The sequence below is a fragment of the Pseudooceanicola lipolyticus genome (assembly GCF_002786325.1).
GTDB classification, from domain to species: domain Bacteria; phylum Pseudomonadota; class Alphaproteobacteria; order Rhodobacterales; family Rhodobacteraceae; genus Pseudooceanicola_C; species Pseudooceanicola_C lipolyticus.
Genome location: NZ_PGTB01000028.1, coordinates 15,764 through 35,855 on the forward strand (window position 1 = coordinate 15,764; position 20,092 = coordinate 35,855).

Annotated in this window: 25 protein-coding genes; all 25 read right to left on the reverse strand. The window is 64.1% G+C overall.

Annotated elements, in window-relative coordinates:
• Positions 1-10 precede the first annotated feature (10 nt).
• The 25 genes from CVM52_RS09830 to CVM52_RS09950 all read right to left on the reverse strand — a co-directional run bounded on the left by CVM52_RS09830 (position 11) and on the right by CVM52_RS09950 (position 19,806).
• Positions 11-760 carry a biotin--[acetyl-CoA-carboxylase] ligase gene (locus CVM52_RS09830; protein WP_100162334.1) on the reverse strand — a complete coding sequence of 250 codons (750 nt, stop codon included), beginning with the start codon at positions 758-760 and terminating at the stop codon, positions 11-13.
• 46 nt (positions 761-806) lie between these two features.
• A complete protein-coding gene (gene nuoN, locus CVM52_RS09835; RefSeq protein WP_100162335.1) occupies positions 807-2,246 on the reverse strand; it encodes an NADH-quinone oxidoreductase subunit NuoN in 1,440 nt (479 codons plus the stop codon).
• A 14-nt stretch (positions 2,247-2,260) separates the two neighbouring features.
• Entirely contained in the window at positions 2,261-3,802 is a 1,542-nt protein-coding gene (locus CVM52_RS09840) for an NADH-quinone oxidoreductase subunit M (RefSeq protein ID WP_100162336.1), read from the reverse strand.
• On the reverse strand, positions 3,802-5,919 hold the full coding sequence (gene nuoL / locus CVM52_RS09845) for an NADH-quinone oxidoreductase subunit L (protein ID WP_100162337.1): 2,118 nt from the start codon (positions 5,917-5,919) through the stop codon (positions 3,802-3,804). Before nuoL ends, CVM52_RS09840 begins: the two co-directional genes overlap by 1 nt.
• Positions 5,920-5,923: 4 nt before the next feature.
• Positions 5,924-6,229 carry an NADH-quinone oxidoreductase subunit NuoK gene (nuoK, locus tag CVM52_RS09850; protein WP_100162338.1) on the reverse strand — a complete coding sequence of 102 codons (306 nt, stop codon included), beginning with the start codon at positions 6,227-6,229 and terminating at the stop codon, positions 5,924-5,926.
• Between the two features lie 46 nt (positions 6,230-6,275).
• Positions 6,276-6,878, reverse strand: coding sequence for an NADH-quinone oxidoreductase subunit J (locus CVM52_RS09855; RefSeq protein WP_100162339.1), 603 nt, complete (start codon positions 6,876-6,878; stop codon positions 6,276-6,278).
• The gene (locus CVM52_RS09860) at positions 6,875-7,282 is read right to left on the reverse strand and encodes a carboxymuconolactone decarboxylase family protein (protein ID WP_100162340.1); all 408 of its coding nucleotides are present in this window, start codon (positions 7,280-7,282) and stop codon (positions 6,875-6,877) included. The genes CVM52_RS09855 and CVM52_RS09860 overlap by 4 nt, the downstream gene beginning before the upstream one ends.
• Positions 7,279-7,686: a carboxymuconolactone decarboxylase family protein gene (locus tag CVM52_RS09865; protein ID WP_100162341.1), complete on the reverse strand. Its 408-nt coding sequence runs from the start codon at positions 7,684-7,686 to the stop codon at positions 7,279-7,281. Before CVM52_RS09865 ends, CVM52_RS09860 begins: the two co-directional genes overlap by 4 nt.
• Positions 7,683-8,177, reverse strand: a complete 495-nt coding sequence (gene nuoI / locus CVM52_RS09870; protein ID WP_100162342.1) for an NADH-quinone oxidoreductase subunit NuoI — start codon at positions 8,175-8,177, stop codon at positions 7,683-7,685. The genes CVM52_RS09865 and nuoI overlap by 4 nt, the downstream gene beginning before the upstream one ends.
• A gap of 2 nt (positions 8,178-8,179) precedes the next feature.
• Complete coding sequence (nuoH, locus tag CVM52_RS09875) at positions 8,180-9,217, reverse strand: NADH-quinone oxidoreductase subunit NuoH (RefSeq protein WP_100162343.1); 1,038 nt, start codon at positions 9,215-9,217, stop codon at positions 8,180-8,182.
• A 6-nt stretch (positions 9,218-9,223) separates the two neighbouring features.
• Positions 9,224-9,610, reverse strand: coding sequence for a YNQ4 family lipoprotein (locus tag CVM52_RS09880; protein WP_172720968.1), 387 nt, complete (start codon positions 9,608-9,610; stop codon positions 9,224-9,226).
• Positions 9,607-11,622 (reverse strand): NADH-quinone oxidoreductase subunit NuoG, encoded by a 2,016-nt coding sequence (gene nuoG / locus CVM52_RS09885; RefSeq protein ID WP_100162344.1) that lies wholly within the window; start codon positions 11,620-11,622, stop codon positions 9,607-9,609. The genes CVM52_RS09880 and nuoG overlap by 4 nt, the downstream gene beginning before the upstream one ends.
• A 3-nt stretch (positions 11,623-11,625) precedes the next feature.
• Positions 11,626-12,039: a DUF5333 domain-containing protein gene (locus CVM52_RS09890; protein WP_100162345.1), complete on the reverse strand. Its 414-nt coding sequence runs from the start codon at positions 12,037-12,039 to the stop codon at positions 11,626-11,628.
• A gap of 98 nt (positions 12,040-12,137) precedes the next feature.
• Positions 12,138-12,491: a hypothetical protein gene (locus tag CVM52_RS09895; RefSeq protein WP_240620926.1), complete on the reverse strand. Its 354-nt coding sequence runs from the start codon at positions 12,489-12,491 to the stop codon at positions 12,138-12,140.
• A gap of 4 nt (positions 12,492-12,495) precedes the next feature.
• Positions 12,496-12,891, reverse strand: a complete 396-nt coding sequence (locus CVM52_RS09900) for a hypothetical protein (protein WP_133119820.1) — start codon at positions 12,889-12,891, stop codon at positions 12,496-12,498.
• Between the two features lie 10 nt (positions 12,892-12,901).
• Complete coding sequence (locus tag CVM52_RS09905) at positions 12,902-13,318, reverse strand: MAPEG family protein (RefSeq protein ID WP_100162347.1); 417 nt, start codon at positions 13,316-13,318, stop codon at positions 12,902-12,904.
• An 11-nt stretch (positions 13,319-13,329) separates the two neighbouring features.
• Positions 13,330-14,625 carry an NADH-quinone oxidoreductase subunit NuoF gene (gene nuoF, locus CVM52_RS09910; RefSeq protein WP_100162348.1) on the reverse strand — a complete coding sequence of 432 codons (1,296 nt, stop codon included), beginning with the start codon at positions 14,623-14,625 and terminating at the stop codon, positions 13,330-13,332.
• A gap of 4 nt (positions 14,626-14,629) precedes the next feature.
• A complete protein-coding gene (locus CVM52_RS09915) occupies positions 14,630-14,851 on the reverse strand; it encodes a DUF5337 family protein (RefSeq protein ID WP_100162349.1) in 222 nt (73 codons plus the stop codon).
• 14 nt (positions 14,852-14,865) lie between these two features.
• Positions 14,866-15,501 (reverse strand): helix-hairpin-helix domain-containing protein, encoded by a 636-nt coding sequence (locus CVM52_RS09920; RefSeq protein WP_100162350.1) that lies wholly within the window; start codon positions 15,499-15,501, stop codon positions 14,866-14,868.
• A 27-nt stretch (positions 15,502-15,528) separates the two neighbouring features.
• Positions 15,529-16,698 (reverse strand): NADH-quinone oxidoreductase subunit E, encoded by a 1,170-nt coding sequence (locus CVM52_RS09925; RefSeq protein WP_100162351.1) that lies wholly within the window; start codon positions 16,696-16,698, stop codon positions 15,529-15,531.
• Complete coding sequence (locus tag CVM52_RS09930; RefSeq protein WP_133119821.1) at positions 16,698-17,054, reverse strand: hypothetical protein; 357 nt, start codon at positions 17,052-17,054, stop codon at positions 16,698-16,700. The genes CVM52_RS09925 and CVM52_RS09930 overlap by 1 nt, the downstream gene beginning before the upstream one ends.
• A gap of 15 nt (positions 17,055-17,069) precedes the next feature.
• The gene (locus CVM52_RS09935) at positions 17,070-18,290 is read right to left on the reverse strand and encodes an NADH-quinone oxidoreductase subunit D (protein ID WP_100162353.1); all 1,221 of its coding nucleotides are present in this window, start codon (positions 18,288-18,290) and stop codon (positions 17,070-17,072) included.
• Positions 18,290-18,895: an NADH-quinone oxidoreductase subunit C gene (locus CVM52_RS09940; protein WP_100162354.1), complete on the reverse strand. Its 606-nt coding sequence runs from the start codon at positions 18,893-18,895 to the stop codon at positions 18,290-18,292. Before CVM52_RS09940 ends, CVM52_RS09935 begins: the two co-directional genes overlap by 1 nt.
• A gap of 21 nt (positions 18,896-18,916) precedes the next feature.
• On the reverse strand, positions 18,917-19,450 hold the full coding sequence (locus tag CVM52_RS09945) for a NuoB/complex I 20 kDa subunit family protein (RefSeq protein WP_100162355.1): 534 nt from the start codon (positions 19,448-19,450) through the stop codon (positions 18,917-18,919).
• Entirely contained in the window at positions 19,441-19,806 is a 366-nt protein-coding gene (locus tag CVM52_RS09950; RefSeq protein WP_100162356.1) for an NADH-quinone oxidoreductase subunit A, read from the reverse strand. The genes CVM52_RS09945 and CVM52_RS09950 overlap by 10 nt, the downstream gene beginning before the upstream one ends.
• Between the last annotated feature and the right edge of the window lie 286 nt (positions 19,807-20,092).

Genomic DNA, 20,092 nt, shown 5'->3' on the forward strand with positions numbered 1-20,092 from the left:
CGCCTCCTCCTCAGAAAAACACTTCGGCCGCCGAGATGACGGCAGGGCCTTTCGATGTCTCTAGGACAAGATTGCCGGTGGCGTCCACTGTTCGGAAGATTCCGCTGGTTTCGGATTTGGCGGTGCGCGCGACGATCCGCTCGCCCAGGCGGGCGGCACGGGCCAGCCAGGCCTCGCGGATCGGGGCAAAGCTATAGGTGGTGAACTGCGTCTCGCGCGCGGCATAGGCGGAGGCGAGATGGCCCAGGAACTCGTCCGGCGTCACCGCCGCGCCGGTCTCGGCCAGCAGGCAAGCGGGGCGCAGCGCGCCGGGCTCGACACTGTCGGCGGGCGGTGCCTCGGCCAGGTTCACGCCGATGCCGATCGCCAGATAGGACACGCCGCCACCCTGCCCGGCGCTTTCCAGCAGGATGCCGGCCAGCTTGCCGCCGTTCAGCATCACGTCATTGGGCCATTTCAGCGCCAGCCCCTCGGCGCGGCCGGTGACCGCGACGCAGGTGTCATGCAGCGCCAGCGCCGCAACGAAGGAGCGCAGCGCCGCCTGTTCCGGCGCGCCGCCGGGCCGCATCACCAGCGTTGCGGTCAGGTTGCCGCGCGGGTTGGACCAGGGCCGCCCGCGGCGGCCGCGTGCGGCGGTCTGGAAACGGGCGAGGATCCATTCCGGCCCCTGCAGGGCGGGCGCGATGCGCGCCGCCTCGTTCAGGGTAGAATCCACGGTTTCCAGAATCCGTAACCCGTACCCGTCCGGCCAGGCGCTCATCCGCGTGTTCCTGTCGTTAAGGTGGCCGGGGGCAGCCCCGGCCCGGTCAGTTCACCAGTGTCGCCGCCGCCGCCGCCGCCGCGCCGTCGACGCCGAACATATTGATGATCCCCAGCAGCATCACCGCCGCCGAGCCCATCAGGAAGGCCCACAGCACCGGCGAGCCATTGGCCTCCAGTTCCTGGCCTTCCTCACCGAAATACATGAAATAGACCAGCCGCAGGTAATAGAACGACCCGATCACCGAGGCGACCACGCCCAGCACCGCCAGCCAGACCAGCCCGCTTTCGAAGGCGGCGCGCAGCACGTAGAACTTGCCGAAAAAGCCCAGCATCGGCGGCACGCCGGCCAGCGAGAACAGCAGGATCAGCATTGCCAGCGCCCGGCCCGGTTCGCGCCGCGCGTATTGGTTCAGCGCCCGGATCTCGGTCACCGGTTGGCCGTCGCGTTCCATGCTGAGAATGAAGGCGAAGGTGCCGACATTCATCGTCACGTAGATCGCCGCGTAGATCAGCATCGCCTGCACACCCAGCGCCGTGCCAGCCGCGAGCCCCATCAGGGCAAAGCCCATATGGGTGATCGACGAATAGGCCATCAGCCGCTTGATGTCGCGCTGGCCGATGGCGGCGACCGAGCCCAGGAACATCGACAGCAGCGACAACAGCGCCACCACCTGCTGCCAGTCACCCACCGCATCGCCGAAGGCACCGTGCAGCAGCCGGGCGAACAGGCCCAGCGCCGCCACTTTGGGCGCGGTGGCGAAGAAGGCGGTGATCGGCGTCGGTGCGCCTTCGTAGACATCCGGGGTCCACATGTGGAACGGCACGGCCGAGACCTTGAAGGCCAGGCCCGAGATCAGGAAGACCAGACCGAACAGCAGCCCGATCGACACCTCGCCCTCGGTCGCGGTCTGGATGATGCCGGTGAACAGCGTGGTGCCGGAATAGCCATAGACCAGCGAGGCCCCATAGAGCAGCAGGCCGGAGGACAGCGCGCCCAGCACGAAATATTTCAGCCCGGCCTCGGTCGATTTCACGCTGTCGCGGCGCAGAGCGGCAACGACGTAAAGCGACAGGGATTGCAGCTCGAGCCCCATATACAGCGCCATCAGGTCGCCGGCACTGACCATCATCATCATGCCGACGGCGGCCAGCGCCACCAGCAGCGGGTATTCAAACCGCAGGATGCCGCGCCGGGCCATGTATTCCTGGCTCATCACCAGGACCGCGGCGGCCGAGATCAGGATCGCCACCTTGGCAAATCGCGAAAACGCGTCGTCGATGAACATGCCGTGGAAGGCCACCCGCGTCTCGGAACTGCCCAGCCCGATCCACAGGGCGAGGAACAGCATCAGCGCGCCGGTCGCCCAGACCATGAGCGAGGCCAGCCGGTCCTTGCCGGAATAAACCGCCCCGACCAGTGCCAGCATGGCGTAGATCGCCAGGATGATTTCAGGCAGGATGATGTTCAGATCGGTCTGGATCATATCCGCCGGGCTCCTCAGTTCTGTGCCAGCTGGCTGGCGGCCTGGGCCGCGGCCAGCGAGGTGTCATATTGATCCACCAGCGCGGCGGTGGACGGGCCGATGATATCGGTCACCAGCGCCGGGTAGACGCCCAACAACAGGGTCATCACCACCAGCGGCGCAAAGATCGCCTTTTCCCGCGCGGTCATGTCCTGGATGGTCTTCAGGCTTTCCTTGATCAGCTCGCCAAACACCACCCGGCGATACAGCCACAGCGCATAGCCGGCCGAGAAGATCACCCCGGTGGTGGCCACGGCAGCAACCCAGGTGTTGACCTGGAAGGTGCCCATCAGCGTCAGGAATTCGCCGACAAAGCCCGAAGTGCCCGGCAGGCCGACATTGGCCATGGTGAACAGCATGAACACCAGCGCATAGGCCGGCATCCGGTTCACCAGCCCGCCGTAGGCGTCGATATCGCGGGTGTGCATCCGGTCGTAGATCACCCCGACGATCAGGAACAACGCGGCCGAGATAAAGCCGTGGCTGAGCATCTGGAAGATCGCGCCGTCGATCCCCTGCTGGTTCGCGGCGAAGATCCCCATGGTGACAAAGCCCATATGCGCGACCGAGGAATAGGCGATCAGCTTTTTCATGTCTTCCTGCACCAGCGCCACCAACGAGGTGTAGACGATGGCAATCGCGCTCATCCACAGCACCAGCGGGGTCAGCACCTCGCTGCCCACCGGGAACATCGGCAGGCTGAAGCGCAGGAAGCCATAGCCGCCCATCTTCAGCAGGATCGCCGCCAGCACCACCGATCCGGCGGTCGGGGCCTGCACATGCGCGTCCGGCAGCCAGGTATGCACCGGCCACATCGGCATCTTCACCGCAAACGAGGCGAAGAAGGCCAGGAACATCAGCGTCTGCATGCCGCCGACGATGTGGAAGCCCATCAGGTTGAAGGATTCCGAGCTGAACTGGTGCATCAGCAGCTGTTCGATATCGGTGGTGCCGGCATCGGCATACATGCCGACCATCGCCACCAGCATCAGCACCGAGCCCAGGAAGGTGTAAAGGAAAAACTTGAAGCTGGCATAGATCCGGTTCTTACCGCCCCAGATGCCGATGATCAGGAACATCGGGATCAGCCCGGCCTCGAAGAACAGGTAGAACAGGATCAGGTCCAGCGCCATGAACACGCCCAGCATCAGCGTTTCCAGCACCAGGAAGGCGATCATGTATTCCTTGACCCGGTCGGTCACGTCCCAGCTGGCCAGGATGGTCAGCGGCATGATGAAGGTGGTCAGCAGCACGAACAGGACCGAGATGCCGTCGACGCCCATCTTGTATTTCAGCCCGATCAACCACTCGCCCTCTTCCACCATCTGGAAGCCGGTATTGGACGGGTCGAACTGCGCATAGATGCCCAGCGAGATCAGGAAGGTGATCGAGGTGGCAAACAGCGCCACCCATTTGGCATTGCGCCGCGCCGCCTCGTCATCGCCGCGCAGGAAGACCGCCAGGATCGCCGCTGCCAGGGCCGGGATGAAGGTGACAATGGAAAGCAGGTTATCCATCAGTTTGCTCCCCCGCCGAGCGAAATCCAGGTGATGAAGGCAGCGATGCCCAGCACCATCCAGAAGGCATAGGTAAAGATGTATCCAGACTGGGCGCGGCCGGCGAGGCGGGTGAAGAAGGGCACCGCCCCCATCGCAACCCCGTTCAGGAAGCCGTCGATCACGCTGCCGTCGCCGCGTTTCCACAGCACCCGGCCCAGTCCGATCGCCGGTTTCACGAAGATCGCGTCATAGATCTCGTCGACGTACCACTTGTTCTTCAGGAACAGATACAGCGGGCGCTGCGACTCGGCGAACCGTTTGGGCAGCTCGGGATTGACCATGTAGAACAGGTAGGCCACCGCTAGGCCGAGCAGCATCGCCACGAAGGGCGAGACCTTGACCCAGACCGGCGCCGCATGAGCGTCTTCCAGCACGTGGTTGTCGGGGCCGAAATACAGCGCGCCATCGCCCGGCTCCCCGCCGAATGCGACATGATGCGCGTCCTCGCCATGGCCATGCGCGTCGTCGGCATGGGCGTCGTCGCCATGCGCTTCATCGCCATGGGCCGCATCACTATGGGCCTCATCGCCATGCGCTTCGGCCTCGGCCACCGGGATCCCGTAGAAATCCGCAACCTGATCGGCATGTCCGAAGAAGCTGTTATACCACAGCATCCCCGAGAACACCGCGCCCAGCGACAGCACGCCAAGCGGCACCAGCATAGTCATCGGGCTTTCATGCGCGTGTTCATGCGTGTGCTTGTTGCCGCGCGGCTCGCCATAGAAGGTCAGGAAGATCAGCCGCCAGGAATAGAACGAGGTAAAGCAGGCCGCGACCACCAGCAGCCAGAAGCCGAACAGCGATCCGCCACCCCAGGCGCTTTCGATGATGGCGTCTTTCGACAGGAAGCCGGCAAAACCGATATGGGTCAGCGGGATGCCAACGCCGGTGATCGCCAGCGTACCGATCATCATCGCCCAGAAGGTATAGGGAATCTTTTTCCGCAGCCCGCCATATTCGGTCATCTCCTGCTCGTGATGCATCGCGTGGATGACCGAGCCGGCGCCGAGGAACAGCAGCGCCTTGAAGAAGGCGTGGGTGAACAGGTGGAACATCGCCGCCGAATACATCCCGACGCCCGCGGCGACGAACATATAGCCCAGCTGTGAGCAAGTCGAATAGGCGATCACCCGCTTGATATCGGTCTGCACCAGGCCGACCGTCGCGGCGAAAAACGCGGTGATGGCGCCCATCACGGTGACAAAGCTGGCGGCCTCGGGGGCGAATTCGAACAGCGGTGACATCCGGCAGACCAGGAACACGCCCGCGGTCACCATGGTTGCGGCGTGGATCAGCGCCGACACCGGGGTCGGGCCTTCCATCGCGTCCGGCAGCCAGGTGTGCAGGATGAACTGTGCCGATTTGCCCATCGCGCCGATGAACAGCAACACCGCGGCCAGGTTGGCGGCGTTCCATTCGCTCCACAGGAAGCTGACCTGGGTTTCGGCCAGGTTTGGCGCCTCGGCAAAAACGGTGTCCAGCGCGATCGAGTCGGTCAGGAAGAACAGGCAGAAGATCCCCAGCGCAAAGCCGAAGTCGCCCACACGGTTGACCACGAAGGCCTTGATGGCCGCCGCATTGGCCGAGGGTTTGCGATAGTAGAACCCGATCAGCAGGTACGAGGCGACACCGACGCCCTCCCAGCCGAAGAACATCTGCACCAGGTTGTCCGAGGTCACCAGCGCCAGCATCGCAAAGGTGAAAAAGCTGAGATAGGCGAAGAACCGCGGCTTGTAGCTTTCGCCTTCCTTCCATTGCGGGTCGTGATCCATATAGCCGAAGCTGTAGAGATGCACGAAGGCCGACACCGAGGTCACCACGATCAGCATGATCGCGGTCAGACGGTCCAGCCGGATCGCCCATTCGGTTGCCAGCGAGCCGCTTTCGATAAAGCGCAGCACCGGGATATGTTCGGTCACGCCGTCAAAGCTGAAGAACACGATCCAGCTGAGCAGGCAGGCCAGGAACAGCAGGCCGGTCGCGACCCACTGCGCCGCGGTCTCGCCGATCAGCTTCCAGCCGAACCCGCAGATGATCGCGCCCACCAGCGGGGCGAAAAGGATGATGGTTTCCACGGGGTCAGCCTTTCATCATATTGACGTCTTCCACGGCGATGGTGCCGCGGTTGCGGAAGAAGCAGACGAGGATGGCCAGCCCGATGGCGGCCTCGGCGGCGGCCACGGTCAGCACGAACAGGGTAAAGACCTGCCCCACCAGGTCGCCCAGGAAGGACGAGAAGGCGACCAGGTTGATATTGACCGAGAGCAGGATCAGTTCGATCGACATCAGCAGGATGATCACGTTCTTGCGGTTCAGGAACAGGCCGAAAATGCCGATGACGAACATCGTCGCCGCCACCGTGAGGTAATGTTCAAGTCCGATCATCCGCTTACCCTCGTGTCTTTCTTATTGTCCGCAGCCGGGCGGGCCATCACAGCCCCTGCCCCGGTTTCACGTCCCGCAATTCCATCGCCTTGGCCGGGTCGCGCATCATCTGCGCGATGACGTCCTGGCGCTTGACATCCTGGCGGTGGCGCAGGGTCAGCACGATGGCACCGATCATCGCCACCAGCAGGATCAGCCCGGCCAGCTGGAACAGCAGGAAATACCGGTCATACAGGATCATTCCCAGCGCCTGGGTGTTGTGCATGTTCTCGGGCGCCACCTGGGCGCGCAGCCCCTCGGCGGCGGCATTGGCCTCCCAAGCGCCAAAGGCCATGACGAATTGCATCAGGATGATCAGCCCGATCAGCATGGCCAGCGGCATATAGCGTGCCATCTCGGCCTTGAGCTCGGCGAAATCCACGTCCAGCATCATCACCACGAACAGGAACAGCACCGCGACCGCGCCGACATAGACGATCACCAGCAGCATGGCGACGAATTCCGCCCCCAGCAGCACGAACAGCCCGGCCGAGGACAGGAAGGCCAGGATCAGCCACAGCACCGAATGCACCGGCTGCCGGCTGACCACCGTGAAGAAGCCACCGACAATCGCGCTGATGGCAAACAGATAAAAGGCAAATACGCTCATTCCTCGTCCCCCGTTTCGTCTTCCATGACCTCGCGGGCCAGTTCCATGGCGCGGGTCATCGCGGGTATGCCGGCGAACATCGACATCTGCGCGATGGTCTCGGCGATTTCATCCTTGGTCGCGCCCGCTTCGACCGCGTGGCGCACCGTCAGGCGGAACGGCGTCTCGGCCTGTGCCCCCTGCATGGTCTGCCCGGCGATGGTCAACAACAGCCGGGTCTTGGCGTCCAGTCCGTTCTGGCTGATCCCCTTGCCGAACCACATCTCCATGGCTTCCTTCGGCATGGTTGGCCAGAGCTTTTCAAAGCCCTTGGGCGAGAAACTTTCCAGCGCCGGGTTGAAAGCCTTGGCCATCTCCCGCGCCTGGCTCATCATCAGCTCGAACGGGGTCTTACCGTCGCTCACTCGGCGCCCTCCCGCTCTTCCGCATCGAACACTTCGAGCGCGGCGTTCAGCGCGTTGATCATCGCCGGAAAGCCACCATAGAGCGTCATCTGGAAGATGATCTCGGCCACTTCCTCGCGGCTCGCGCCCACGGCGCGGGCGCTGGCGATATTGACCTTGAGCTGCGGACGGGTCTGCCCGCCCAGAGCGGCGAGCGCCGCTACCGTGGCCAGGAGCCGAGTCTTTTCGTCCACCACGCCGCGCGCATAGAACTGGCCATAGGCCACATCGACCACCGTGCGCGACAGGCCGGGCACCAACGCGTCATAACGCCGGGCCAGCGCGTCCTCCATACCGGGATTGACGGCCTCGGACAGCGCCTTGCCGCGCGCATAGGTGTCGGTATGCGGCTCGTCCAGGCTCATCGGTAGGGCGCGTCCAGTTCCAGGTTGCGGGCGATCTCGGCTTCCCAACGCTCGCCGTTTTCCAGCAGCTTGGCCTTGTCGTAAAACAGTTCCTCGCGGGTCTCGGTGGCGAATTCGAAATTCGGCCCCTCGACGATGGCATCCACCGGGCAGGCCTCCTGGCAGAAGCCGCAATAGATGCATTTGGTCATGTCGATGTCATAGCGCGTGGTGCGGCGGCTGCCATCCTCGCGCGGTTCGGCATCGATGGTGATCGCCTGCGCCGGGCAGATCGCCTCGCACAGCTTGCAGGCGATGCAGCGTTCCTCGCCATTGGGATAGCGGCGCAGCGCGTGTTCGCCGCGGAACCGCGGCGACAGATGGCCCTTTTCATGCGGGTAGTTCAGCGTCGCCTTGGGGGCGAAAAAGTATTTCAGCCCCAGCCACATGCCCTTGGCGAAATCCTGCAGCAGGAAATACTTGGCAGCGCGGGTATAGTCGATCTGGGTCATTGTCAGCCTCCCGTGGTCCAGCGGGCGAAGCTGCCCCAGAACCAGTCGAATTTCGCCGCGAAGGCCACGAAGACCACCCAGGCCAGCGAGAAGGGCAGGAACACTTTCCAGCCCAGCCGCATCAGCTGGTCATACCGGTAGCGCGGGGTGATCGCCTTGACCATCGCGAACAGGAAGAAGAAGAACGCCATCTTGCCGACCATCCACAGCGCACCGTCGGGCAGGCCCGGGATCGGCGACAGCCAGCCGCCGAAAAACAGCAGCGAGGTCAGCGCGCACATCAGGAAGATGGCGATATATTCACCGGCCATGAACAGCAGGAAGGGCGTGGCGGAATATTCCACCTGATAGCCGGCGACCAATTCGGATTCCGCCTCGGGCAGGTCAAAGGGTGGCCGATTGGTTTCCGCCAGGGCCGAGATGAAGAACAGGAACACCATCGGCAGATGCGGCAGCCAGTACCACGAGAAGAACCCGAAGCGGCCGTCCTGTGCCTCGACAATGGCGGAGAAGTTCATCGACCCGGTCGACAGGATCACCCCGATGATGATCAGGCCGATGGAGACCTCGTAAGAGATCATCTGCGCCGCCGAGCGCAACGAGCCGAGGAACGGGTATTTCGAGTTCGACGCCCAGCCGCCCATGATCACGCCATAGACCTCCAGCGAGGAGACCGCGAAGACATACAGGATGGCGACGTTGATATCCGACAGCACCCAACCATCGGCAAAGGGAATCACCGCCCAGGCGATCAGCGCCAGGACGAAGGAGGTCAGCGGCGCCAGCATGAAGACGGCGCGGTCGGCACCGGCGGGCACCACCACCTCTTTCAGCACGTATTTCAGCGCGTCGGCCACCGATTGCAGGATGCCCCAGGCGCCCACCACGTTGGGGCCGCGCCGGATCTGAACGGCGGCCCAGATTTTGCGGTCGCCGTAGACCAGGAACAGCAGTGAGATCATCACAAAGGCAACGATCGCAAGTACTTGCGCCAAGATCAAAACGAACGTTCCGAACGGAGTGGTCAGAAATTCAGCCATAAGTCCTCACACCGTGGGTATCCCGTCTTCCGCGCAATTCGCGGCCGCGACCTCGGCATCGATGGTCTTCAACCCATCGGGGAGCGCCGCCGAGACGGTGTAAACAGCATCCGCCGTCCATTCACCACCCCTTTCCGTCACGTCCGTGCGCAAATGCCGTGCAAATCCATATCCCCGCACCAGGGTATATTGCGCCGCCGCACATTCGGCGTAGCGCTCGACATCGGAACTGCCGCGCGCGCCGGTCATCGACACGCCGATCTGCACCAGATCGTCGTCCAGCAACGTCACCTCGACACCGTGGTAGGCCGGCGCGAACCGCGCCGAGTCGGCGGCGGGCGCGACGCCGCAGCCGGCCACGGCCAGCAGGGATATCAACACGCCCCGCTTCATTCTGCCGCGATCTTGTGGTTTCGCGCCTTGGCCGCCGCCGACAGCTCGGCCATCAGCTGCGAGGCGCGGGCGATCGGGTTGGTCAGGTAGAAATCGCTGACCGCGTTGACAAAGGCGGCCTTGCCCAGCGTGCCGGCCGCGAGCGGTTGCCAGTCGTTTTCGATCACCTGGTCGACCTGTGCCAGATGCGGCACCTCGGTCACCAGCGCCATCCGGATCTGGGCCAGCGTGTCATAGGGCAGCGCCGCGCCCAGCTCGGCCGACAGCGCCCGCAGGATCGCCCAGTTCTCCTTGGCCTGACCCGGCGGGAAGCCCGAGCGCAGCGCGACTTGCGGCCGGCCCTCGGTATTGACGAACAGGCCGCCCTCTTCGGTATAGGCGGCACCCGGCAGGATGATGTCGGCGCGATGCGCGCCGCGATCGCCATGGCTGCCCTGGTAGATCACGAAGGCGCCGTCGCCGATCTCGACCTCGTCGGCGCCTAGGTTATAGATCACTTCGGCGGCGTTCACCGCCTCCATGCCGCCCTCGGCCACGGCGCCGATATCCATTGCGCCAACGCGCGAGGCGGCGGTGTGCAGGATCAGCAGTTTGGCCTGGCGCGCGGCGGCGATCTCCATCGCCATCGCCAGCACGGCTTCGCCATCCGCCTCGCGGATTGCGCCCTGCCCGACGATGACAATGCCTTGAGACTCATCCGCCGGCGCGTCCTTGGCCAGCTTCAGATGATCGGCCAACGCGGCCCGGTCGGTGCCGAAATGATGATAGTCATAGGTCAGGTCGACCGCCTCGCCGATGACGCCAACCTCGGCGCCATGGGTCCAGGCCTTGCGGATACGCGCGTTCAGCACCGGTGCCTCGACGGCGGGGTTGGTGCCGATCAGCAGAATGCCCCCGGCGCTGTCGATATCCTCGATCGCCGCGGTGCCGACATAGGCCGAGCGGTTGCCGGCGGGCAGCTTGGCGCCATCGGTGCGGCATTCGACAACACCGCCCTGCCCCTCGATCAGCTGTTTCAGCGCAAAGGCGGCCTCGACCGGGACCAGGTCACCGACGATCCCGGCAAGTTTCTTGCCCTTCATCGCGGCGGCGGTGGCGGCCAGCGCCTCGGGCCAGTCGGCTTTGCGCAGCTTGCCGTTTTCGCGGATATAGGGCGTGTCCAGCCGCTGGCGGCGCAGCCCGTCCCAGACAAAGCGGGTCTTGTCGGAAATCCATTCCTCGTTCACGCCGTCATGGTTGCGCGGCAGGATCCGCATGACCTCGCGGCCCTTGGTATCCACCCGGATGTTCGCCCCCAGCGCATCCATCACGTCGATGGTTTCGGTCTTGGTCAGTTCCCAAGGCCGCGCGGTGAAGGCATAGGGTTTGCTGACCAGCGCCCCCACCGGGCACAGGTCGATGATATTGCCCTGCAGGTTCGAATTCAGCGTCTCGCCCAGATAGGCGGTGATCTCGGCGTCTTCGCCGCGCCCGGTCTGGCCCATCTGGGTGATGCCCGCCACCTCGGTGGTGAAGCGCACGCAGCGGGTGCAGGAGATGCAGCGCGTCATGTGGGTTTCGACCAGCGGGCCGAGGTTCAGATCGTCCACCGCGCGTTTCGGTTCGCGATAGCGCGAAAAATCGACGCCATAGGCCATCGCCTGGTCTTGCAGGTCGCATTCGCCGCCCTGGTCGCAGATCGGGCAGTCCAGCGGATGGTTGATCAGCAGGAATTCCATCACCCCTTCGCGGGCCTTCTTGACCATCGGCGAATTGGTCTTGATCTGCGGCGGCTGGCCTTCGGGGCCGGGGCGCAGATCCTTGACCTGCATCGCGCAGGAGGCGGCGGGTTTCGGCGGGCCGCCAACCACCTCGACCAGGCACATGCGGCAATTGCCGGCGATCGACAGCCGTTCGTGATAGCAGAAACGCGGAATCTCGATCCCGGCCTGTTCGCAGGCCTGAATCAGCGTCATGGCCGGGTTCACTTCGATCTCGGTACCGTCGATGACGATCTTACGGAGGTCAGACATGGTCTATTTCGCCCTCAATAGCGCGCCGATCGCGCTGTTCTTTGCGATTTCCCTGTGGCCGAAGTCACAGAACGAGGCGGGATTGTCGAGCGCCACGCCATTGCGGATCAGGAACGCCTCGCCCTTGGCGCGCATCCTTGCCTTTTCGGTATCGGATTCGACATAGGCGCGGATTTCCTCGTCGGAATATCCCAGTTCATTGGCCCGGGATTTCAGCCGCTGCAGCATCATATAGGCCCGGAGCATCCGGGCGCTGATGCTGCTGCATTCGTCGCGCACCTTGTCGGCGATCGCGACGGCAAACAGCCCGTCCTCGATCTCGGGCACGTCCCGCATCGACGGGCGCGCTTCGGCCCCGGCGGCGGGCAAGGCCACGGCAATCAGAATGGCGGTCAGGAACGGTTTCACGGTCAGCATGGCGCATCTCTCCCAAATCGAGAGATCAGGGCGATCAGAGACCGCCCTGTCATGCAATAACCCGCCCCCGCCGGCCACCGCGATATGCCGAAATCCGCTCACGGGTTGCACTCTCCGGTCAGGGTCAGGTCGCCATCCACGAGGCGCAACTGATCCGCCGGCGCATCCGGGCCCACCGCCCACAGGATGCGCGAGGTGCCATAATTGGCGATGCAATACTTGGTGGCATCATAGGCCGCAGCCTCACGCGCGCCTTCCAGCGACTGCGCCGCTTTCTGCACCGTGGCCGCGAATTGCAACCGGTTGTCATCTACCGATTTGGTCTTGGTCTTGAAATAGAAACCGTCAAAGGACTGCCGGTATTCGTCCTGCTGGCACGCCGACAGAACCAGCGCCGCAGCGATGGCTGCGGCCCCGGCGGCCGCGCGTGTGAGATATGCCCCCGGTCTCATCCGTTTACCCTCGCCGTCTGACCAGAACGCTCATCGGCGTCTGCGCCGCGGTTTCACTATCCAGAACCTGGCACGGATCCATCGCGCCATAGGCCGTGGCCCCATAGCGCGCGGCCAGCGTACGCCGCTTGATATCCGCTTCCAGATCGGCCGCGCCGCGCACCTGGACCGAGGTTTCGGCCCCCGCCTTGACGCGCGCCCGGCTCATCGTGTCGGCCAGTTCCTCGTCATAGGCATAGCGAACGCAGCGCCCCGCCAGTTCGCGTGCGACAATGCGTTCGGCATAATGCTGCGGCCCCGGCAGCGCCAGCACCTGCTGCGCGCGCGCATCGTCCAGGCGCGGCGAGGCGCAGGCGGCCAGCAGCGCCAGGCCAGCAAGCATCAGAGAGAGGTTGCGCATCGCCATAATCTTAGAACACCGTGAAGATCGCCAGCAGCGCCAGCAGGATGCAGCAGGCCCAGCCGAAGGCATAGACGAACGAGCGCGGGCCGGTATTCATCCGGCCGATGCCGCGCAGGTGGATGAACAGCAGCACCACCCGGCTGACGAAGAACAGCGCCGCCGCCAGGTTGACCCAGAACGGCGAGGCCCCGGCCAGGATTGCCGCACCGGTGGCGGCCACGAACGAGCCCATCATCTCGGTCGCGTTCAGATAGGCCCGGTTCAGCCGGTAAACCGGATCGGCATAATCCGCGCGCGGCGCTTCGCCGGCCTGCAGACCGGCGGCCGATTTCTGCAACGCGGTCAGCGGGCTCATGACCAGCGTCATCAGCACGAACAGCGCCATCGAGACCAGCGCGTGGGAATATTCGGCGAACTCGGTCATCCGCGCCCCTCCTATTCGGCTGCCATCGCGCCCATGCGGCCGGTTCGCTTGGCCTTGATGCGGTCTTCGATCTCTTCCCGGAAATGCCGGATCAGGCCCTGGATCGGCCAGGCCGCGGCATCGCCCAGGGCGCAGATCGTGTGGCCCTCGACCTGCTTGGTCACGTCCAGCAGCATGTCGATTTCCTCGACCTCGGCATCGCCGGTGACCAGGCGGTCCATCACCCGCATCATCCAGCCGGTACCTTCGCGGCACGGCGTACACTGGCCGCAGCTTTCATGTTTGAAGAATTTCGCCAGCCGCCAGACCGCCTTGATCACATCGGTGTTCTGATCCATCACGATCATGCAGCCGGTGCCGAAGGACGACTTGTTCTCGCGCATCCAGTCGAAATCCATGATCGCATCGTCCAGCTTGTCCTTGGGCAGGACCGGGCAGGACGCGCCGCCGGGGATGATCGCCTTCAGATTGTCCCAGCCGCCGCGAATGCCGCCGCCATGTTTCTCGATCAGCTCGCGCACCGGCAGCGACATCTGCTCTTCGAAGACGCAGGGATTGTTCACATGGCCGGTCAGGGCGAACAGCTTGGTGCCGAAATTATTGGGCCGCCCGAAGGACGAGAACCATTCCGGCCCGCGCCGCAGGATGGTCGGGGCCACCGCGATGGATTCGACGTTGTTCACCGTGGTCGGGCAGCCGTAGAGACCCGCGCCCGCCGGGAATGGCGGTTTCATCCGCGGCATCCCCTTGCGGCCTTCCAGGCTTTCCAGCAGCGCGGTTTCCTCACCGCAGATATAGGCGCCCGCGCCGTGATGCAGGTAGAGGTCGAAATCCCAGCCAGACTTGGCGGCGTTCGGCCCCAGCATCCCGGCATCGTAACATTCGTCGATTGCCGCCTGCAGCGCCTCGCGCTCGCGCACGTATTCGCCGCGGATATAGATATAAGCGGCATGTGCCCCCATCGCGAAAGAGGCGATCAGGCAGCCTTCGATCAGCGTATGCGGATCATGGCGCATGATCTCGCGGTCCTTGCAGGTCGCCGGTTCGGATTCGTCGGCATTGACCACCAGGTAATGCGGCCGGCCGTCGCTTTCCTTCGGCATGAAGGACCATTTCAGCCCGGTGGGAAAGCCGGCACCGCCGCGCCCGCGCAGGCCGCTGTCCTTCATCTGCTGGATGATCCAGTCGCGGCCCTTGGCGATGATATCCGCCGTGCCGTCCCAATGGCCGCGCGCCTGGGCGCCCTTCAGCGTCCGGTCATGCATCCCGTAGAGATTGGTGAAGATGCGGTCTTCGTCTTTCAGCATCGGCCTAGCCCTTGTCGTCCCGGCGTGTCCGCCAGAGGTTGATCGTCTGCCACAGCGCCAGCCCGAAGGCGGCGATCGTGATGAGGTCGAACAGCGCGCGGGTCCGGTTGGACCAGCCCCAATAGGCGCCCGCTGCATTGGCGAGAATCCAGAACAGGCCGGCACCGGCGGTCAGCAACGCGGTGCGCTGCCCGGCGGTCAGTCCCTTCTTTCCGGTCTCGGTCATGGTCAAGCTGCTCCTCACGACTTGGTGCGCTTGGAGAATTCGGTGTCGCCGCCGGCGGCGAGGATCTTGGCCTGCGCGACCCAGTCGTCGCGGCTGACCCGGCCCTTGAAGCCTTCGAGGTTTTCATCGACCCAGGCGACCTCGGCCTCGGTCCAGGCGGCAATCTGGTCGAAGTGATAGAAGCCCTTTTCGTGCAGCACCGATTCAAGCTTGGGACCGACGCCCTTGATCTGCTTGAGATCGTCCGCCTGCCCGTCCCGTGCCGCGCTCAGCCGCGCCGGTCCTTCCGGCGCGTCGGGCTGGGGCGCGGCCTCGGCGGTGGGCGCCGGGGCCGGTTTGGCTTCGGGCTTCGGCGCGGGGGCCGGTTCAGCCTTCGCTTCGGCCTTCACCTCGGGTGCCGGGGCCGGCTTTGCCTCGGGCACGGCCTTGGGTTCGGCGGCGGGTTTGGGCTCGGGCTTGGACTCGACACCGCGGCACCGCAGCAGGATCAGCGCCAGACCGACGACGGTAAAAGACGCGATGCCCAGCAGCAGCCCCCAGAGGAAGCCGGCGCCGAAGATCCACAGCAACAGGAACAGCACCACGCCCACCGCCAGCGCAATTTGCCAGCAGCGTTTTTCGCAGTCGCTTTTCTCGGTCCCGGTGCTCATGGCTATCCCCAATGCGCCTCTGGCGCGTTACTCCTCGTAGATCCCGTCATCCTTGGCGCGTTGGGAGAATTCGGTTTCTCCCCCCTCCGCCAGCAGTTTCGCCTGGCTGACCCAGTTGTCGCGGCTGACCCGGCCCTTGAAGCCCTTGAGGTTCTGGTCGACCCAGGCCACCTCTTCCGGCCCCCATGCGGCGATCTGGTCGTAATGGAAAAAGCCCAGCTCGTGCAGCAGCGATTCCAGTTTCGGCCCGACGCCCTTGATCAGTTTCAGATCATCCGGCTGGCCATCGCGCGCGGCCTCCAGCCCGGCGGGCTGAACCCCGGGCCCCTCCTCGGAGGTGTCTTTCAGCTCGGCCGGGGCCGCGGATTTCGGCTCGCCCGCCGATTCAGCCTTGGCTGCCTGCTCGGTCACGCCGGTCTTGTCCACCGGTTCGCCCTTGGCCGGGCGCGGCTCTGGAAGGTCGGGCGGCAGTTCTGTGCCCTGTCCGCTCTGCTTGCCCCAGGGCGCAAGCAGCGGCACCTCGGTGCCGTCGATGCGCTTGACCGTGTCGCCGATATCTGCGGCCAGCTGCACCGAGGCGTTGTACTGGGTGCGGCCGCTTTCATATTCGGTCAGGCTGCTCAGGCCGGCCAGCGGTTCCGAGGCATAGCGGCCATTCTGCGGCCCCGGCACCGGCACCTTGCCGGCGGCGAGTTCGTCGAGGAGTTCGCCAAACCGCGCCGCGGTCAGGTCCTCGTAATAATCCTTGCCGATCTGCGCCATCGGCGCGTTGGCGCAGGAGCCGAGGCATTCCACCTCTTCCCAGGAAAACTTGCCATCGTCCGACAGCTGATGCGGGTTCGGCGCGATCTTTTCCTTGCAGACCGCCATCAGGTCCTCGGCGCCGCAAATCATGCAGGACGTGGTGCCACAGACCTGGATATGCGCAACCGATCCAACCGGTTGCAGCTGGAACATGAAGTAGAAGGTCGCCACCTCCAGCGCCCGGATATGCGCCATGTCCAGCATGTCGGCGACATGTTCGATCGCCGGACGGCTGAGCCAGCCCTCCTGTTCCTGCGCGCGCCACAGCAGCGGGATGATCGCCGAGGCCTGGCGCCCTTCGGGATATTTGGTGATCTGCGCCTCGGCCCAGGCCTGATTGGCCGGGGTGAAGGCGAAGCTCTCGGGCTGGTCGTGATGAAGACGGCGGAGCATTATGAAGTCGGTCCTGCAGTTGCCAAGGCCAGCAGCGTGACGCAGAGCGCGCCAAACGCCAACAGCCCGGTGATCGTATGCTTGAAGTGGGGAAGCCCGCGACGGGCATAGAGCCAGCCGTCGTAAAAGCCGATAAAGGCACAGACGGCAAACAGGTAGGCCGAGACGCGCAGATCGTTCATCAACAGCGCGCCCAGCGTGAAAAGGAACACGACGATATACCGCCCGGTCATGACCTGCGGCAGCAGCTCGATCCGGTGCGTCGCCTTCACCATCGCCAGTTCCGGATCACGGACGAACAACGCCGCGTAATAGCCGGTGATCAGCACGGTGATGAACAGCGCGATATATGTCATCAGGGGAAGCATCGGCTACCTGTCGATCTCTCCGAACACGATGTCGAGCGTACCGATGATCGCCGCGATATCGGCCAGCTGGTGGCCGGTGGCAATATGGTCGATCGACTGCAGATGCGCATAGCCGGGCGCGCGCAGCTTGGCGCGATAGGGCCGGTTGGTCCCGTCCGACACCAGGTAGACGCCGAATTCGCCCTTGGGTGCCTCGACGGCGGCATACACCTCGCCCTCGGGCACGCGGAAGCCTTCGGTATAAAGCTTGAAGTGATGGATCAGCGCTTCCATCGAGGTCTTCATCTCACCCCGGTTCGGCGGGGTCAGCTTGCCGCGCGCCAGCACATCGCCCTGGTTCTCGGGCATCCGCAGCTTGTCGATGCATTGCAGGATGATCTTGGTCGATTCCCGCATTTCGGCCATGCGCACCAGATAGCGGTCATAGCAGTCGCCATTCTTGCCGACTGCCACCTTGAAGTCGAACTCGTCATAGCATTCATAGGGCTGCGCCCGCCGCAGGTCCCAGGCCAGGCCCGAGCCGCGCACCATCACGCCGGAAAAGCCGTAAAGCTGAATATCCTCTTCGGTCACGACGCCGATATCGACGTTGCGCTGCTTGAAGATCCGGTTCTCGGTCAGCAGCCCGTCGATATCGTCCAGCTTTTTCGGGAATTCATGCGCCCATTTCTCGATATCGTCGATCAGGTCGGGCGGCAGATCCTGGTGCACCCCGCCGGGCCGGATATAGGCCGCGTGCAGGCGCGCGCCGCAGGCGCGTTCGTAAAAGCCCATCAGATCCTCGCGCGGCTCGAACCCCCACAGCGGCGGGGTCAGCGCGCCGACATCCATCGCCTGCGTCGTCACGTTCAGCAGGTGGTTCAGGATGCGGCCGATCTCGGAAAACAGCACCCGGATCAGGCTGGCGCGGCGCGGCACCTCGACCCCGGTCAGCTTTTCGATGGCCAGGCACCAGGCATGTTCCTGGTTCATCGGCGCCACGTAATCCAGCCGGTCGAGATAGGGCAGGTTCTGCAGATAGGTGCGGCTTTCCATCAGCTTCTCGGTGCCACGGTGCAGCAGGCCGATATGCGGGTCGCACCGTTCGACGATCTCGCCGTCGAGTTCGAGTACAAGCCGCAAAACACCATGCGCCGCAGGGTGTTGCGGGCCGAAGTTGATGTTGAAGTTACGGATTTTCTGTTCGCCGGTCAGCGCGTCTTCATACCCACGGGAGCCGTCCATCACTTCGCCTCCGTCTTTTCGTCACCCGGCAGGATGTATTCGGCACCCTCCCACGGGCTCATGAAATCGAATTGCCGGTATTCCTGCACCAGGCTGACCGGCTCATAGACCACGCGTTTTTCCGCCTCGTCATACCGCACTTCGGTATAGCCGGTGGTCGGGAAATCCTTGCGCAGCGGATGGCCGCGGAAACCGTAATCGGTCAGGATCCGGCGCAGGTCGGGATGGCCGGTGAACAGGATGCCGAACATGTCGTAGACCTCGCGCTCGAACCAGTTGGCCGAGGGATGCACCGGGGTGATCGAGGTCACCATGTCCTCTTCGCGCACCGCGACACGCAGGCGGATGCGCTGGTTCTGGTACATCGACAGCAGGTGATAGACCACGTCAAAGCGCTTGGCGCGTTCGGGGTGATCCACCGCGGTGATGTCGACCAGGGTCGAGAACCGGCAGGTATGGTCGGCCTTCAGGAATTCCACCAGGCCCAGCAGGTTCGATGGCGCCACATCGACGGTCAGCTCGTCAAAGGCCACCGCCCAGCCCAGCACGCAGTCAGGGCGCTTGGCTTCGATATGCCCGCCCAGTTCGTTCAGCGCCTCGTTCATGTCAATTCTCCTTCGGGCGGCTCACCGCACGATCGTCCCGGTCCGCCGGATCTTGCGCTGCAGCTGCAGCAGGCCATACAGCAACGCCTCGGCGGTCGGCGGACAGCCGGGCACGTAGACATCCACCGGCACGATCCGGTCGCAGCCGCGCACCACGCTGTAGCTGTAGTGATAATAGCCGCCGCCATTGGCGCAGGACCCCATCGACAGCACGTAACGCGGCTCGGGCATCTGGTCATAGACCTTACGCAGCGCCGGCGCCATCTTGTTGGTCAGCGTGCCGGCGACGATCATCAGGTCCGACTGGCGCGGGCTGGCGCGCGGTGCCATGCCGAAGCGTTCCACGTCATACCGCGGCATCGACACCTGCAACTGCTCGATGGCGCAACAGGCCAGGCCGAAGGTCATCCAGTGCAGCGACCCGGTGCGCGCCCAGTTGATCACATCCTCGGTCGAGGTCAGCAGAAACCCCTTGTCCTGCAACTCGCGGTTGAGGGCCTGGGTGGCGGTTTCCTTGTCGGGACCCGCGTCATAGGCGGCCGTGCTCACTCCCATTCAAGTGCACCTTTCTTCCATTCATAGGCGAAACCGATGGTCAGAACCGCCAGGAACACCATCATCGACCAGAACGCCAGCATACTCACATCCTTGAACGCCACGGCCCAGGGGAAGAGAAAGGCGATCTCCAGATCGAAGATGATAAACAGGATCGACACCAGGTAAAACCGGACATCGAATTTCATCCGCGCGTCATCGAAGGCGTTGAAACCGCATTCATAGGCCGAAACCTTTTCCGGGTCCGGGTTGCGCACCGCCAGAACCACCGCAGCCAGGATCAGAACCACGCCCAAACCCACTGCAACGGCCAGAAAAACAAGGATCGGGAGGTATTCCCGCAACATCTCTTCCACGAGCTGGCTCCTTCTTCTGTGCCCCCCAACCCGGGGCGGCACCGTCAAGTGGCGTGTCGACCTTGGCCCTGTCTATCCCCGCAGGCAGAGAGGGTCAACGGGGCCGGAGCGTCAAACACCGCGGCAAAGGGGCATGGAATCAGAGCCGCTGCAAGGTTTTAGCGGCAAAGGTGCTGCGCTGCGGCGCAACCCGGACGCGCGGCGGCTTCGGGCCGCCCGGCGGCAAGGCGCAACCACGGTGATTCCCGTGGGCGCCGGCCGGCCCGATCGCACCGCACGCCGAACC

What these genes read in the sequence shown, in the direction of transcription:
- CVM52_RS09890 (WP_100162345.1), bottom strand. Translation starts at nt 12,039, where the DNA reads ATGCTGACCGTGAAACCGTTCCTGACCGCCATTCTGATTGCCGTGGCC.
- nuoG (WP_100162344.1), bottom strand. Translation starts at nt 11,622, where the DNA reads ATGTCTGACCTCCGTAAGATCGTCATCGACGGTACCGAGATCGAAGTG.
- CVM52_RS09900 (WP_133119820.1), bottom strand. Translation starts at nt 12,891, where the DNA reads ATGCGCAACCTCTCTCTGATGCTTGCTGGCCTGGCGCTGCTGGCCGCC.
- CVM52_RS09840 (WP_100162336.1), bottom strand. Translation starts at nt 3,802, where the DNA reads ATGGATAACCTGCTTTCCATTGTCACCTTCATCCCGGCCCTGGCAGCG.
- CVM52_RS09855 (WP_100162339.1), bottom strand. Translation starts at nt 6,878, where the DNA reads ATGAGCGTATTTGCCTTTTATCTGTTTGCCATCAGCGCGATTGTCGGT.
- CVM52_RS09925 (WP_100162351.1), bottom strand. Translation starts at nt 16,698, where the DNA reads ATGCTCCGCCGTCTTCATCACGACCAGCCCGAGAGCTTCGCCTTCACC.
- CVM52_RS09945 (WP_100162355.1), bottom strand. Translation starts at nt 19,450, where the DNA reads ATGGGAGTGAGCACGGCCGCCTATGACGCGGGTCCCGACAAGGAAACC.
- nuoN (WP_100162335.1), bottom strand. Translation starts at nt 2,246, where the DNA reads ATGATCCAGACCGATCTGAACATCATCCTGCCTGAAATCATCCTGGCG.
- CVM52_RS09920 (WP_100162350.1), bottom strand. Translation starts at nt 15,501, where the DNA reads ATGAGCACCGGGACCGAGAAAAGCGACTGCGAAAAACGCTGCTGGCAA.
- CVM52_RS09895 (WP_240620926.1), bottom strand. Translation starts at nt 12,491, where the DNA reads ATGAGACCGGGGGCATATCTCACACGCGCGGCCGCCGGGGCCGCAGCC.
- CVM52_RS09930 (WP_133119821.1), bottom strand. Translation starts at nt 17,054, where the DNA reads ATGACATATATCGCGCTGTTCATCACCGTGCTGATCACCGGCTATTAC.
- nuoF (WP_100162348.1), bottom strand. Translation starts at nt 14,625, where the DNA reads ATGCTGAAAGACGAAGACCGCATCTTCACCAATCTCTACGGGATGCAT.
- CVM52_RS09940 (WP_100162354.1), bottom strand. Translation starts at nt 18,895, where the DNA reads ATGAACGAGGCGCTGAACGAACTGGGCGGGCATATCGAAGCCAAGCGC.
- CVM52_RS09880 (WP_172720968.1), bottom strand. Translation starts at nt 9,610, where the DNA reads ATGAAGCGGGGCGTGTTGATATCCCTGCTGGCCGTGGCCGGCTGCGGC.
- CVM52_RS09915 (WP_100162349.1), bottom strand. Translation starts at nt 14,851, where the DNA reads ATGACCGAGACCGGAAAGAAGGGACTGACCGCCGGGCAGCGCACCGCG.
- CVM52_RS09935 (WP_100162353.1), bottom strand. Translation starts at nt 18,290, where the DNA reads ATGGACGGCTCCCGTGGGTATGAAGACGCGCTGACCGGCGAACAGAAA.
- nuoH (WP_100162343.1), bottom strand. Translation starts at nt 9,217, where the DNA reads ATGGCTGAATTTCTGACCACTCCGTTCGGAACGTTCGTTTTGATCTTG.
- CVM52_RS09905 (WP_100162347.1), bottom strand. Translation starts at nt 13,318, where the DNA reads ATGACCGAGTTCGCCGAATATTCCCACGCGCTGGTCTCGATGGCGCTG.
- CVM52_RS09865 (WP_100162341.1), bottom strand. Translation starts at nt 7,686, where the DNA reads ATGAGCCTGGACGAGCCGCATACCGACACCTATGCGCGCGGCAAGGCG.
- CVM52_RS09830 (WP_100162334.1), bottom strand. Translation starts at nt 760, where the DNA reads ATGAGCGCCTGGCCGGACGGGTACGGGTTACGGATTCTGGAAACCGTG.
- nuoI (WP_100162342.1), bottom strand. Translation starts at nt 8,177, where the DNA reads ATGACCCAGATCGACTATACCCGCGCTGCCAAGTATTTCCTGCTGCAG.
- nuoK (WP_100162338.1), bottom strand. Translation starts at nt 6,229, where the DNA reads ATGATCGGACTTGAACATTACCTCACGGTGGCGGCGACGATGTTCGTC.